At 72.6% G+C, this 13,662-nt stretch carries 11 protein-coding genes and 3 tRNA genes; 10 read left to right on the forward strand and 4 right to left on the reverse strand.

Annotated features, from left to right (window positions below):
* Positions 1–233: 233 nt before the first annotated feature.
* The 5 genes from KPF22_RS08150 (at position 234) to KPF22_RS08170 (ending at position 5,947) form a co-directional block, all read left to right on the forward strand.
* Complete coding sequence (locus KPF22_RS08150; protein ID WP_179761992.1) at positions 234–2,177, forward strand: acetolactate synthase large subunit; 1,944 nt, start codon at positions 234–236, stop codon at positions 2,175–2,177.
* Positions 2,174–2,683 carry an acetolactate synthase small subunit gene (ilvN, locus tag KPF22_RS08155; protein ID WP_062397155.1) on the forward strand — a complete coding sequence of 170 codons (510 nt, stop codon included), beginning with the start codon at positions 2,174–2,176 and terminating at the stop codon, positions 2,681–2,683. The genes KPF22_RS08150 and ilvN overlap by 4 nt, the downstream gene beginning before the upstream one ends.
* Positions 2,684–2,727: 44 nt before the next feature.
* Positions 2,728–3,732 carry a ketol-acid reductoisomerase gene (gene ilvC / locus KPF22_RS08160; RefSeq protein WP_208819684.1) on the forward strand — a complete coding sequence of 335 codons (1,005 nt, stop codon included), beginning with the start codon at positions 2,728–2,730 and terminating at the stop codon, positions 3,730–3,732.
* A 249-nt stretch (positions 3,733–3,981) separates the two neighbouring features.
* Entirely contained in the window at positions 3,982–5,592 is a 1,611-nt protein-coding gene (gene serA, locus KPF22_RS08165; protein ID WP_208819686.1) for a phosphoglycerate dehydrogenase, read from the forward strand.
* Positions 5,593–5,686: 94 nt separating this feature from the next.
* Positions 5,687–5,947 carry a hypothetical protein gene (locus KPF22_RS08170; RefSeq protein WP_224402440.1) on the forward strand — a complete coding sequence of 87 codons (261 nt, stop codon included), beginning with the start codon at positions 5,687–5,689 and terminating at the stop codon, positions 5,945–5,947.
* Positions 5,948–5,977: 30 nt separating this feature from the next.
* Here the strand turns inward: KPF22_RS08170 and KPF22_RS08175 are convergent, their stop codons facing one another.
* The gene (locus tag KPF22_RS08175; RefSeq protein ID WP_224402398.1) at positions 5,978–6,988 is read right to left on the reverse strand and encodes an LLM class flavin-dependent oxidoreductase; all 1,011 of its coding nucleotides are present in this window, start codon (positions 6,986–6,988) and stop codon (positions 5,978–5,980) included.
* 245 nt (positions 6,989–7,233) lie between these two features.
* On the opposite strand from KPF22_RS08175, the gene KPF22_RS08180 reads away from it, so the two are divergent.
* Complete coding sequence (locus tag KPF22_RS08180; protein WP_062397147.1) at positions 7,234–8,274, forward strand: 3-isopropylmalate dehydrogenase; 1,041 nt, start codon at positions 7,234–7,236, stop codon at positions 8,272–8,274.
* Between the two features lie 66 nt (positions 8,275–8,340).
* Here the strand turns inward: KPF22_RS08180 and KPF22_RS08185 are convergent, their stop codons facing one another.
* Positions 8,341–8,649: an EthD family reductase gene (locus tag KPF22_RS08185; protein ID WP_062397145.1), complete on the reverse strand. Its 309-nt coding sequence runs from the start codon at positions 8,647–8,649 to the stop codon at positions 8,341–8,343.
* 119 nt (positions 8,650–8,768) lie between these two features.
* Between KPF22_RS08185 and gltX the strand changes: the two genes are divergently transcribed.
* The 4 genes from gltX (at position 8,769) to KPF22_RS08205 (ending at position 10,629) form a co-directional block, all read left to right on the forward strand.
* Complete coding sequence (gene gltX, locus KPF22_RS08190) at positions 8,769–10,247, forward strand: glutamate--tRNA ligase (RefSeq protein ID WP_208819688.1); 1,479 nt, start codon at positions 8,769–8,771, stop codon at positions 10,245–10,247.
* Positions 10,248–10,302: 55 nt separating this feature from the next.
* Positions 10,303–10,374, forward strand: a tRNA-Gln gene (locus KPF22_RS08195).
* 58 nt (positions 10,375–10,432) lie between these two features.
* A tRNA-Glu gene (locus KPF22_RS08200) sits at positions 10,433–10,508 on the forward strand.
* A gap of 48 nt (positions 10,509–10,556) precedes the next feature.
* Positions 10,557–10,629: transfer RNA gene (locus tag KPF22_RS08205), tRNA-Glu, on the forward strand.
* Between the two features lie 354 nt (positions 10,630–10,983).
* On the opposite strand, the gene KPF22_RS08210 is transcribed toward KPF22_RS08205, so the two are convergent.
* Complete coding sequence (locus KPF22_RS08210; RefSeq protein ID WP_224401632.1) at positions 10,984–12,759, reverse strand: Hsp70 family protein; 1,776 nt, start codon at positions 12,757–12,759, stop codon at positions 10,984–10,986.
* A gap of 137 nt (positions 12,760–12,896) precedes the next feature.
* The gene (locus KPF22_RS08215) at positions 12,897–13,601 is read right to left on the reverse strand and encodes an IclR family transcriptional regulator (protein WP_208819692.1); all 705 of its coding nucleotides are present in this window, start codon (positions 13,599–13,601) and stop codon (positions 12,897–12,899) included.
* Positions 13,602–13,662: the final 61 nt, after the last annotated feature.

Below are 13,662 nucleotides of genomic sequence, written 5' to 3' on the forward strand. Positions count from 1 at the left end.
TGGGGTCGTTTGACTCCGTCCGTGGGACGCGTGCTAGCGTCGATGCATGTTCGCCGTTCGAATTCTCGTACTTCTTGGGCGCGTCGTCGCCTGAGTTCGACCTTCTCGAACGACGACGCGCTCACCCTCGCAGCGCCCGGAGTACCGGGCGGCGGGGGTTTTTTCATGTCCAGCTCCGAGTTCAGCCCATGTCCGGCATCTGATCGACACGATCTCCAGCGAGGCAGACCCAGATGACCACCGTCCCCGCCAAGCCCGGCTCGTCCGGCCCGAAGCCGGGCCCGCCGCCCGGCCGGTCCGCGGCCTCCGGCACGTCCCGCAGCGCGGCCCCGGCACCCGGTGAGACCACCGTGCCCGGTCCGCGCATCGTGGACGAGCCCATGACCGGCGCCCAGTCCCTGGTGCGTTCGCTCGAGGAGATCGGCTGCGAGGTCGTCTTCGGGCTGCCCGGCGGGACGATCCTGCCCGCCTACGACCCGCTCCTGGACTCGACGAAGGTGCGCCACATCCTCGTCCGCCACGAGCAGGGCGCCGGACACGCGGCGACCGGTTACGCGCAGGCCACCGGCAGGGTCGGGGTCTGCATGGCGACGTCCGGGCCGGGGGCCACGAACCTGGTCACCCCGATCGCGGACGCCCACATGGACTCGGTGCCGCTGGTGGCCATCACGGGTCAGCAGACCCGGCCGCTGATCGGTACCGATGCCTTCCAGGAGGCCGACATCACCGGCATCACCATGCCGGTGACCAAGCACAACATGCTGGTGACCGACGCGACGGAGATCCCGCGCGCGATCGCCGAGGCCTTCCACCTGGCGTCCACCGGCCGGCCCGGCCCGGTCCTGGTGGACATCCCGAAGGACGTGCTGCAGGAGCAGACCACGTTCTCCTGGCCCCCGGAGCTGCAGCTGCCCGGCTACCGGCCGACGACCCGGCCGCACGGCAAGCAGATCCGCGAGGCCGCCCGGCTCATCCGCGAGTCGGCCAAGCCGGTGCTCTACGTCGGCGGCGGTGTCCTCAAGGCCGAGGCCGCCGAGGAGCTCAGGGAGCTGGCCGAGCTGACCGGGGCGCCCGTCGTCACCACCCTGATGGCGCGCGGTGTGTTCCCCGACAGCCACCCGCTGCACCTGGGCATGCCCGGGATGCACGGCACCGTCGCCGCGGTCGCGGCGATGCAGCGGTCCGACCTGCTGGTGGCACTCGGCTCCCGGTTCGACGACCGGGTCACCGGCAAGCTGGAGAGCTTCGCCCCCGGGGCGAAGATCATCCACGCCGACATCGACCCGGCGGAGATCTCCAAGAACCGGCGCGCCGACGTGCCGATCGTCGGGGACTGCAAGGAGGTCCTGGCCGACCTGGTCGAGGCCGTCCGTGCGGACCGCGCCGAGCACGGTGAGCCGGACCTGTCGTCCTGGTGGAAGCAGGTCGGCGGCCTGCGCGACCGCTACCCGCTCGGCTACGACGAGCCGACCGACGGGGCGCTCTCGCCGCAGTACGTGATCGAGCGGATCGGCGCGATCGCCGGGCCGGACGCGATCTACACCGCGGGCGTCGGCCAGCACCAGATGTGGGCCGCGCAGTTCGTCAAGTACGAGAAGCCGCGGACCTGGCTGAACTCCGGCGGGCTCGGGACCATGGGCTACGCGGTCCCGGCCGCGATGGGCGCCAAGGTCGGCGAGCCGGACGCCGTCGTCTGGTGCATCGACGGCGACGGCTGCTTCCAGATGACCAACCAGGAGCTCGCCACCTGCGCGATCGAGGGCATCCCGATCAAGGTCGCCGTCATCAACAACGGCAACCTCGGCATGGTCCGCCAGTGGCAGAACCTGTTCTACGGCGAGCGGTACTCCAACACCGACCTCAACACCCACAAGCTGCGCATCCCGGACTTCCCGATGCTCGCGCAGGCGATGGGCTGCGAGGGACTGCGGGTCGAGTCCAAGGAGGACGTCGACCGGGTCATCCACCAGGCCATGGAGATCAACGACCGGCCGGTCGTCGTGGAGTTCGTCGTCGGTGCCGACGCCCAGGTGTGGCCGATGGTCGCCGCGGGCACGAGCAACGACGAGATCAACGTCCGGCGCGACATCCGGCCGGAGTTCGAGCACGACGAGCTGGCCGCGTCGGTCGACGCGGTCGCCGACGTCACCGAGCAGGCCCTGGAGGGCGAGAAGTGAGCGAGCTCCACACCCTCTCGGTCCTGGTCGAGGACAAGCCGGGTGTCCTGGCCCGGGTCTCCGGGCTGTTCTCGCGGCGCGGGTTCAACATCAACTCGCTCGCGGTCGGTCCGACCGAGCACCCCGACGTCTCCCGCATGACGATCGTCGTCGAGGTGGACGAGCTCCCGATGGAGCAGGTCACCAAGCAGCTCAACAAGCTTGTGCACGTCATCAAGATCGTCGAGCTGGAGCCGGACGCCTCGGTGCAGCGCGAGCTGCTGCTGGTCAAGGTCCGGGCCGACGCCACGGTGCGCAGCCAGGTCGTCGAGACCGTGCAGCTGTTCCGCGCCAAGGTCGTCGACGTCTCCCCGGAGGCGGTCACGGTCGAGGCCACCGGGTCGGCCGACAAGCTCAACGCGCTCCTGCGCATGCTGGAGCCCTACGGGATCCGCGAGATGGTGAAGTCCGGGATGGTGGCCGTCGGCCGCGGCCCCCGGTCCATCACCGCCGCGGCCGTCCGCTAGACAGTCGTCGCTACACAACCTCCGAGAGGAACCGTCCCAGAGCCATGAGTGTCAACATCTACTACGACGCCGACGCCGACCTGTCGATCATCCAGGGCCGCAAGGTCGCCGTGATCGGCTACGGCTCCCAGGGGCACGCGCACTCGCTGTCCCTGCGTGACTCCGGGGTCGAGGTGAAGATCGGTCTGCCGGAGGGTTCCAAGTCCCGGCAGAAGGCCGCCGACGAGGGCCTCGAGGTCGGCACGCCGGCCGAGGTCTCCGCCTGGGCCGACGTGATCATGGTCCTGGCGCCCGACACCAAGCAGCGCTTCATCTACTCCCAGGACATCGAGCCGAACCTCAAGGACGGCGACGCGCTGTTCTTCGGCCACGGCTTCAACATCCGCTACGAGCTGATCAAGCCCCCGGCGAACGTCGACGTGGCCATGGTCGCGCCGAAGGGCCCGGGCCACCTGGTCCGCCGCCAGTTCGTCGACGGCAAGGGCGTCCCCGCCCTGATCGCCGTCGAGCAGGACGCCTCGGGCAACGCCAAGGCGCTCGCGCTCTCCTACGCGGCCGGGATCGGCGGCGCCCGCGCGGGCGTCATCGAGACCACCTTCAAGGAGGAGACCGAGACCGACCTGTTCGGTGAGCAGGCCGTCCTCTGCGGCGGTGCCGCCGCGCTGGTCCAGACCGGCTTCGAGGTGCTGACCGAGGCGGGCTACGCCCCGGAGATCGCCTACTTCGAGTGCCTGCACGAGCTCAAGCTGATCGTCGACCTCATGTACGAGGGCGGCATCGCCAACGAGCGCTTCTCCATCTCCGACACCGCCGAGTACGGCGACCTGACCCGCGGCCCGCGCGTCATCACGCCCGCGGTCAAGGCCGAGATGCAGAAGATCCTGGGCGAGATCCAGGACGGCACCTTCGCCCGCGAGTGGGTGGCCGAGGACGAGGCCGGCCGCGGCAACTACACCAAGCTGCAGCAGCAGGGCGCCGAGCACCCGATCGAGCAGGTCGGCGAGAAGCTCCGCGGCCTGATGAGCTGGGTCGGCGAGAAGGCCAAGTGATCCACTGCCGGACGCGTCCGGCAGGATGAATCGCGCGGGCCCCAGACGGCCCGCGGATGCCCGGGCCCGGACGCACCCATCCGGACCAGGCGACGTGGAACCCCCGTACCGGCGACACCGGGCGGGGGTTTCGCGCGTCCGGTGGGGGTGCCGCGCGGCGACCCGTCCGCCCGTCCGGGTCCACGAGGGCCCCCGCGGTCCTAGGATGGTCGACGTTCGCGCACCGACCTCGGGGAGCACTCGCACACCGTGAGCACCGCAGCCACCGACCACCGTCCCGTCGTCCTGCTCGCGGAGACGCTCGCGCCCTCCGCCGTCGAGCTGCTCGGGGACGGCGTCGAGATCCGCCACGTCGACGGCACCGACCGCCCCGCCCTGCTGGCGGCGCTCGCCGACGCCGACGCGCTGCTGGTCCGGTCCGCCACCCGGGTCGACGCCGAGGCGCTGGCCGCGGCCGGCCGCCTCAAGGTCGTCGCCCGCGCCGGGGTCGGCCTGGACAACGTCGACGTCCCCGCCGCCACCGCGCGCGGGGTGATGGTCGTCAACGCCCCGACCTCGAACATCGTCTCCGCCGCCGAGCACGCCATCGCGCTGCTGCTCGCGACCGCGCGCCACATCCCGCCGGCGGACGCCGCGCTGCGCTCCGGGGCGTGGAAGCGCTCGTCCTACGGGGGCGTCGAGCTGGGCGGCAAGACCGTCGGCATCGTCGGGCTCGGCAAGATCGGGCAGCTCGTCGCGCAGCGCCTCGCCGCGTTCGGCATGACGCTGGTCGCCTACGACCCCTACATCGCGCCGTCGCGCGCCGCGCAGCTCGGCATCGAGCTGATGGGCCTCGACGACCTGCTCCGCACCGCGGACATGATCACCGTGCACCTGCCGAAGACCCCGGAGACCCTCGGGCTGATCGGCAAGGACCAGCTCGCGCTCACGAAGCCGGGGGTGCTCGTCGTCAACGCCGCCCGCGGCGGCCTGATCGACGAGGACGCCCTGGCCGAGGCGGTCCGCTCCGGGCACGTCGGCGGCGCCGGGATCGACGTCTACGTCACCGAGCCGACCACGTCGAGCCCACTGTTCGAGCTGGAGAACGTCGTCGTCACCCCGCACCTGGGCGCCTCCACCGCCGAGGCGCAGGACCGGGCCGGGACCGACGTGGCCCGCTCGGTGCAGCTGGCCCTGGCCGGGGAGTTCGTGCCGGACGCGGTCAACGTGCAGATCCACGGCGCCGTCGGCGAGGAGGTCCGGCCCTGGCTGCCGCTGGTGCAGAAGCTCGGCACCACCCTGCACGCCGTCGCCGGGCGCACCCCGACCTCGGTCACCGTCGACGTCGCGGGCGAGCTGGCCACCGAGGACGTCCAGGTCCTCGGCCTGGCCGCGCTGCGCGGGGTGTTCACCCACGTCGTCGAGGACCAGGTGACGTTCGTGAACGTGCCGCAGCTCGCCGAGGAGCGCGGGGTCACCGTGGAGATCACCACCAGCCCGGAGAGCGCCAACCACCGCAGCGTGGTGCAGCTGCGCGGCGCCATGCCCGACGGGGAGAAGGTCACCGTGTCCGGCACCCTGACCGGCCGGGCCGAGGTCGAGAAGCTGGTCGAGATCAACGGACGGCACTTCGACCTGCGTGCCGAGGGCGAGGTCGTCCTGCTGGAGTACGCCGACCGCCCCGGCGTGATGGGCCGGGTCGGGTCGCTGCTGGGGGAGGCCGCGGTCAACATCGAGGCCGCCCAGATCTCGCAGACCACCGACGGCACCGACGCCGTCATGCTCCTGCGGGTGGACCGCCAGATCGACCCGGCGGTGCTGGAGCCGATCGGCGCCTCGGTCGGCGCCCGGACGATCCGGCTCATCTCCTTCGACGACTGAGCGACCCGGGCCCGTCCCGCACTGCGGGAAACGGCTGCGCGGACCCGGCCGCTCGTGGGATCGTGTCTGCTCGCCACGAGCGGAGGGGGACCCGGTGAGCTGGCTGCGGGCACTGGTACTGGCGGGCACGACGGTCGGTGTGGGGTGCCTGGTGCTGCTCGGCGTCGGTTTCGTCACCGGGCTGTCGCTGACCGTGCCCTACGTCGTGTCGGTGATGGCGATCGTGACCGGGCCGCCGTCGGCGACGATGACGATCGGCCCCGGCATGCTCGTCGTCCTCGCCGCGCTCGTCGCGGTGATCGAGGCCCCGGGCCGGGTGCGGGCCCGCCGGGCGCTGCCCCGCGCCGGGCACTGAGCCCGGCGCGGCCGCGCCGCGGGGGCCGGGTCAGCCGCGCGGCGCCCAGCCCAGCGCGGGTCCGAGCGCGCCGGCGATGTCGGTGACGATCTGGACGTAGTCGTCGTGCGGGAAGCCGAACGGCAGCGCGAACACCGCCTCGTCGACCTCGCGGAACCCGGCGTCGGCCCACAGCCGTTCGGCGATCTCGGCGGAGGAGCCGACCAGGTCGCGGGCGAACAGCAGACCGGCCGGGCCCTGCGGGACGCCGACCCGGGCGTCGCGCTCGCGGGCGTAGGCGGCGTAGCGCTCGCGCTGGGCGGGCGTCGCCGAGTCGGTCGGGACGACGACCAGGCCCTGCGACACGCGCCCGGCGGGGTTCGCCTCGCGGTACGCCCGGATCTGCCGGGACTGGATCGTGGCGAAGTCGGTCTCCCCGCCGGAGCGCACGACGTTGCTCGTCAGCAGGTTCAGGCCCTGCCCCGCGGCCCACACGGCGGAGGAGTCGCTGCCCGCGCCGTACCACATCCGCCCGGCCAGACCGGGGGAGTGCGGCTGCACCCGCTCGGAGAACGACTCGATCCCGACCGTCCCGGAGAAGGTGCTCGCCCGCTCCCCGCGCACCAGGCGCAGCAGCCGCGACACCCGCTCGCGGCCGAAGTCCTCGACGTCGGCGGTGTCCGGGTAGAGCGCGTCCCGCACGTGCTCCCACTGCATCGGCGGCCCGACCGAGACGCCCGGGTTCAGCCGGCCGCCGGAGAGCACGTCGACCGTCGCGAGGTCCTCGGCGAGGCGCAGCGGGTTCTCCCAGCCCAGCGGGACCACGGCCGTCCCGAGCTCGATCCGCGTGGTCCGCTGGGTCGCCGCGGCGAGCACCGCGACCGGCGAGGAGATGCCGAACTGCAGGTGACGGTGCCGGACGAAGGCCGAGTCAAAGCCCAGACGCTCGCCGAGGGCGATCATCTCCAGGGTCGTCTCGTGTCCGGGGCGGGGGTCGTCGCCGTCGAAGGAACCGATGGTGAGGAAGCCGAGGCGACGCAGCGGGCGGTCGGGCGTGGGCACGTCCGGGGCAACGACGCCGTCGTCGTGCTTCTTCCCCACCGCCCTCCGGACGGGTGACGGCCGCGGCGGCCGTCCCACCCCTCGGAACGGACCGGAGTCCCCGGAACGGCCGCGTGTCGCGGGTACTCCGACCGCGTGCGGCGCACGCGTCACCCGGACGGGACCACCCCACCGGGTGGCCGAACGATGACCCTGCGTCGGCAGGCGGTAGCGTGCGGCCAGCAGTACGACGAGAGGACGAGGTCATGCGCCTTGCGGTCATCCCCGGTGACGGCATCGGCCCGGAAGTGATCAACGAGGCACTCAAGGTCCTGGGCGAGGTCGCCCGCGACGTGGAGACGACCGAGTACGACCTCGGTGCCGCCCGCTGGCACTCCACGGGCGAGCTGCTCCCGGAGACGGTGCTGACCGAGATCAAGCAGCACGACGCGATCCTGCTGGGCGCGGTCGGCGACCCGTCGGTGCCCAGCGGCATCCTCGAGCGCGGCCTGCTCCTGCGTCTGCGCTTCGAGCTGGACCACCACGTGAACCTGCGCCCCGCGCGGCTCTACCCGGGGGTGCGCGGCCCGCTGGCCGGCAACCCGGAGATCGACCTGGTGGTCGTGCGCGAGGGGACCGAGGGGCCGTACGTCGGCACCGGCGGCCTGCTCCGCAAGGACACCCCGCACGAGATCGCGACCGAGGTCAGCCAGAACACCGCGTTCGGCATCGACCGTGTCGTGCGCGACGCGTTCGCCCGTGCCCAGCGGCGGCCGAAGAAGCACCTGACGCTGGTCCACAAGACCAACGTCCTGACCTTCGCCGGTGCGCTGTGGTCGCGGATCGTCGAGGAGGTGTCGCTGGAGTACCCCGAGGTCTCGGTGGCCTACCAGCACGTCGACTCGACCACGATCCACCTGGTCACCGACCCGGGCCGGTACGACGTGATCGTCACCGACAACCTGTTCGGCGACATCCTCACCGACCTCGCGGCGGCGGTCACCGGCGGCATCGGCCTGGCGGCCAGCGGCAACATCGACGCCAGCCGTACCAACCCGTCGATGTTCGAGCCGGTGCACGGCTCCGCCCCGGACATCGCGGGCCAGGGCATCGCCGACCCGACGGCCGCCGTGCTCTCGGTCGCGCTGCTGCTCGACCACATGGGCCAGCGTGACTCGGCCCGCCGGATCGAGGCCGCGGTCGCGTTCGACCTGGCCACCCGGGACCACGCGGCGACGGGCAACACCTCGTCGATCGGGGACCGGCTCGCCGCGCTCGTGTCGAGCCGTGAGGTCGCCACCAACTGACCCACGCACACACCGACGGGGTGGCACCGGATCTCCGGGGCCACCCCGTCGTCGTGTGCGGGCGGGTCAGACCTGGTTCGACGGACCGGTCAGCAGGGTCACGCCGGCGCCGGCGAAGTTGTCGAGGTCGGCCACGGCGGCCTGTCCCTCGGCGCCGCCCATCCCGGACTGGAACGCCGCCGCGTCGGGGAACTCCAGCACCGCCACGAGGTGGTACGGCGGCTGCGCCCCGTCCGGTCCCGGCGCGGGCCGGGAGACGGTGAACCGCTGCACACCGGGGATCTTCTTCGCCAGCGGGGCGTGCACGGTGTCGTAGTGCCGGTCGAACGCGGCGGCGTCCTCGGGGTGGTTGTACAGAGCGGTCAGCTGGAACACGGGGTTCCTCCTCGCCTCGTCCCGCGACGCTCCGGTGCGTCGCGACTGCCGTCCACCATGGTCCATCCGGCGCCCGCGTGCACCACCCCTCCGTACGGGGTCGATACGCTGGACCGACCATGAGTACTCCAGCCCAGGTCCGGGTGCGGTTCTCCCCGTCGCCCACCGGTACCCCGCACGTCGGCCTCATCCGCACCGCCCTGTTCAACTGGGCCCACGCCCGCCACCACGGCGGGGCCCTGGTGTTCCGGATCGAGGACACCGACGCCTCCCGCGACTCCGACGAGTCCTACCGGGCCCTGCTCGACGCGCTGGAGTGGCTCGGCCTCGACTGGGACGAGGGCGTCGAGAAGGGCGGCCCGCACGGGCCGTACCGGCAGAGCGAACGCGGCGCGGTCTACGCCGACGCCCTGCACCGGCTGATCGACGCCGGCGAGGTCTACGAGTCGTTCTCCAGCGCCGAGGAGATCGAGGCCCGGCACCGCGCCGCGGGCCGTGACCCCAAGCTCGGCTACGACAACGCCGACCGCGACCTCACCGAGGACCAGCGCGCCGCGTTCCGGGCCGAGGGCCGCGCCCCGGTCTACCGGCTGCGCATGCCCGACCACGACATCACCTTCACCGACCTCGTCCGCGGCGAGATCACGTTCCGGGCCGGGCAGGTGCCCGACTTCGTGCTGGCCCGCGGCGACGGCACCCCGCTCTACCCGCTGACCAACCCGGTCGACGACGCGCTGATGGAGATCACGCACGTCCTGCGCGGGGAGGACCTGCTGGCCTCCACCCCGCGGCAGATCGCGCTGCTGGAGGCGCTGGCCCGGGTCGGCATCGGCCACGGCCCCTTCACCTACGCCCACCTCCCGCTGGTCACCGGTGAGGGCAACCGCAAGCTGTCCAAGCGGGACCCGCAGTCGAACCTGTTCCACTACCGCGACCGCGGGTTCGTGCCGGAGGGGCTGCTCAACTACCTCGCGCTGCTCGGCTGGTCGATCGCCGAGGACCGCGACGTGTTCTCCCTCGACGAGATGGTCGCCGCTTTCGACGTGTCCCGGGTGTCGAGCAACGCCGCCCGCTTCGACCTGAAGAAGGCCGAGGCGATCAACGCCGCACACCTGCGCCTGCTCGCCCCCGACGACTTCGCCGAGCGCGTCGTGCCCCACCTCGCCGCCGAGGGGATCACCGACCCCGACCGCTCGGTGCTCGCCGCTGCCGCGCCGCTGGTGCAGGAGCGCAGCCAGGTGCTGTCGGACGCGGCCCGGATGCTGGCCTTCCTCTTCCGCGACGAGGACACCTTCACCCCCGACGACGACGCCGCCGCGAAGAACCTGGGCGCCGACGCGGCCCCGGTACTGGAGGCCGCCGTCGCCGGGCTCACGGACCTGCCGGAGTGGTCGGCCGCCGCGATCGAGGAGTCGCTCAAGACCTCGCTCGTGGACGGTCTGGAGCTCAAGCCGCGGAAGGCGTTCGCCCCCGTCCGCGTCGCCATCAGCGGCCGCACGGTGTCCCCGCCGCTCTACGAGAGCATGGAGCTGCTGGGCCGCGAGCGGTCGCTCGCCCGCCTGGGGGCCGGTGTCAGACGCTCCCAGGGCATGGGTTAGAGTACCTACATCAACGGAGAGCGGGCCTCGCTCCGGAACGGGGCCCGCTTTTCGATGGGGTATGGTGTAATTGGCAGCACGACTGATTCTGGTTCAGTTAGTCTAGGTTCGAGTCCTGGTACCCCAGCGGAAATCACGAGTTCCTCGGAATGATGATTTCTGACAATCGGCACGGTCTCGTCCAAGGTCCCGTCGTCTAGCGGCCTAGGACGCCGCCCTCTCAAGGCGGTAGCGCGGGTTCAAATCCCGTCGGGACTACCACGGACTCCCTCGCAGGGTGTCCGCAATCGAGATCGAGCCGAATGTCCTGGTCCCGTCGTCTAGCGGCCTAGGACGCCGCCCTCTCAAGGCGGTAGCGCGGGTTCAAATCCCGTCGGGACTACTCCACGAAGGCCCCGCTCCACGGAGCGGGGCCTTCGTCGTGTCCGGGGATCCTCAGTGCACAGCCCGGATGCACCCCCGGGAGCCTTCTTCCGGCCTTCTCGGTGCGATTCGGTGATCGCCTCGGGAGAGGGCTCCGGTGCCACATTCGGCACCGGAGCCCTCAGCCGTGGTGACCATGCTCGCAGCCCGGGCCGGAGCGGTGAGCCAGCGATGCGCCGTCGCGTGTACGACGGCTCGGCGACCCGGATCGAACGGCGGGTCTCAGGGTCAAGTGCCCGGCGGAACCCGGTTTCCCTCCGGCGGCACAAATGTCGAGCTGTCCGGCGGAGGCGGCGTCGATGGCGTCGGATCCTCAGGGCACGGCTGGAGGATTCCCGCCCTCTGCACCACCCGGACTGCCCGGAGCGGGAACATCGACTGATGTCGTTGTCGATGCAGTAGTGGTCGGGATGGGCGTCGTCGTCGGGGCCGGGGCCGGCGTCGTGGTCACCACCGGTGGCGGTGCGGGGGCCGGGGCGTCGGTCGTCGTCGGAGCGACCTCGGTCGGCCGGTCCCGGGTCCGTTCCGGCTCGCGCACCGGCTCCTGCTCGTCGGTCGTCGGGGGCGGGGCCTGGGTCGTCGTCGGTACCGCCGGCAGCTCGGGGGTCGCATTGCTGATCGTGCGGTCCTGCGGCCAGAAGAACACCGTGCCCAGCACGGCCAGCGCCGCGACGACCCCGCCGGCGCCGATGAGCAGTGCGGGGGAGCGGCGGACGGGTGCGGGCCCGGGGGCGACGGTGGTCTCCCCGTCGTCGTAGCCGCCGTACCCGCCGTAGCCGTGCACGGCGGTCTGGTCGTAGCCCATCGGCGGCACGACGGGGATGCGGTCGGTGGGCGGGTCGGCGCGGGCGCCCTCGAGGTAGGCGGTGCGGTCGCCGTCGAGCTGGGTCGTGCCGCCGGTCGGCATCCGATCGGTGACCGGGTCCGGGTTCTCCCAGGGCAGCGGGCCGGGGTCGGGGGCGAGCGCGGGACCGCTGCTCGCCGCCACCGCGCCGAACCCGCCCGAGCCGGTGCCGGGGACCGGGTCGGCCGGCCCGAGCGCGACGACGGCGCCCTTCGCGATGGTGTTCTTCGGGTCCGCGTCGACCTGCACGGGACGCCCGAGCCCGGTGGAGACGAGCTCGGCGACCAGCGGGACCCGCGAGGACCCGCCCACGAGCAGCACCACCGACGGCCCGGACGCGGCCAGCCCGGCCGAGGCGATCGCCCGCTGCAGCGCCTCGACCGACTCCTCCAGCCGGGGCCGGATGCGCTCCTCGAAGTCGCTGCGGTGCAGGCGCACCGTCGTGCGGACCTCGCCGAGCCACACCGGGATCGAGACCTCGGTGTCGGCCGACAGGCCCTCCTTGGCCTCGCGGCAGTCGCGGCGCAGCCGGGCCATCGCGGACAGGACGTTCGGGTCGGTCTCGTCGAGCCCCTCGAAGGCGGCCGGGACGGCGTCGCGCACGTGGTCGACGACGGCCTGGTCGAAGTCGGCGCCACCGAGCTGCTCGACGCCCTCGGGCCTGCCGAGCAGCGTGAACCCGCCGCCCGCGGCCTCCTTGCGCACGACGGCGGCGTCGAAGGTCCCGCCGCCCAGGTCGTAGACGGCGACGGTCGCGCCGGGCTCGACCCGCTCGTTCGTCGCGTAGTGCAGCGCGGCGGCCTGCGGCTCGGTGAGGAAGGTGACGGTCAGGCCGCGCTCGGCGAGGGCCGCGGCGAACAGGTCGCACTTGTGCGTGCCCCAGGACGCCGGGTGGGTCACCGCGATGCGTTCGGGCGCGCCGCCCTCGGTGCGCGCGACGACGTCGACGACGTGCTCGGCCAGCAGCGCGGACAGCTGCTCGGGGGCGAAGGACTGCTCGCCGAGCGGGATCGGCGTGGGATCGCCGATACGCCGCTTGAACTCGCGGGCGACGCGGTCCGGCTCGGTCAGCGCGCGGCGCTCGGCGGCCTCGCCGAACAGCAGACCGCCGTCGGGCGCCACGTACACCACGGACGGGATGTCGACCGAGTGATCACCGAGTGTGACCATCTCGACGGTGCCGGAGCCGATGACCGCAGCCGCGGTGCGGGTGGTGCCGACGTCGATGCCCAGCAGGTAACCCATCGTCTCCCCGGTGTGCCGACCATGTCCGAAGGGTCCGGCCCGGTGCCGGACCTCCACACGGTAGTGGAGACCGGAACCGTCACCTCAGTCGCGTCGGTACCGCAGGCAGGGGCCGATCAACCGCAGGCAGGGGCCGATCAGGTGAGCCGGTGCTGCAACGCGTCCGCCGCGGCGAGCAGGTCGGCTGCCCAGCGGACCCCCGGACGGCGCCCGATCCGGTCCACCGGCCCGGACACCGAGACGGCGGCGACGACCTGGCCCGACGCGTCGCGCACCGGGGCCGACACCGACGCCACCCCGGCCTCACGTTCGGCGACGCTCTGTGCCCAGCCGCGGCGGCGGACGTCGACGAGCACGCGCTCGGAGAAGCTCGCGTCGGCGAGGACGAGCCGCTGCGTGGCCGGGTCGCACCAGGCGGCGAGCACCTTCGCCCCGGAGCCCGCGGTCATCGGCAGCCGGGACCCGACGGGCACGGTGTCCCGCAGGCCGGACGGCGGCTCGGCGTGCGCGATGCAGATCCGGTGGATCCCGTCGCGCCGGTAGAGCTGGACGCTCTCGCCGGTGATGTCGCGCAGCCGGGGCAGGACGGCGGCCGCGGCGTCGAGCAGCGGGTCCGGTCGCCCGCCCGCGAGCTGGCCGAGGGTCGGGCCCGGGTGCCAGCGCCCGTCCGGTGTGCGCAGCAGCATCCCGTGCGCCTCGAGCCCGACGGCGAGCCGGTGGGCCGTGGCCCGGGGCAGGCCGGTGCGCTCACAGAGTTCCGCCAGGCCGCACGGCCCCTCCGCCGTCGCCCGGAGAACCCCCACGGCCTTGTCGAGCACGCCGATCCCGCTAGACTGTCCCACGTTCCGATACTAGCTTCCCACGATCTGGGAAGTCCACCGCGATCAGATCACAGAGGAGGCG

Origin of the sequence: Pseudonocardia sp. ICBG1034 (assembly GCF_020131375.1) — a bacterium.
GTDB classification, from domain to species: Bacteria; Actinomycetota; Actinomycetes; order Mycobacteriales; family Pseudonocardiaceae; genus Pseudonocardia; species Pseudonocardia alni.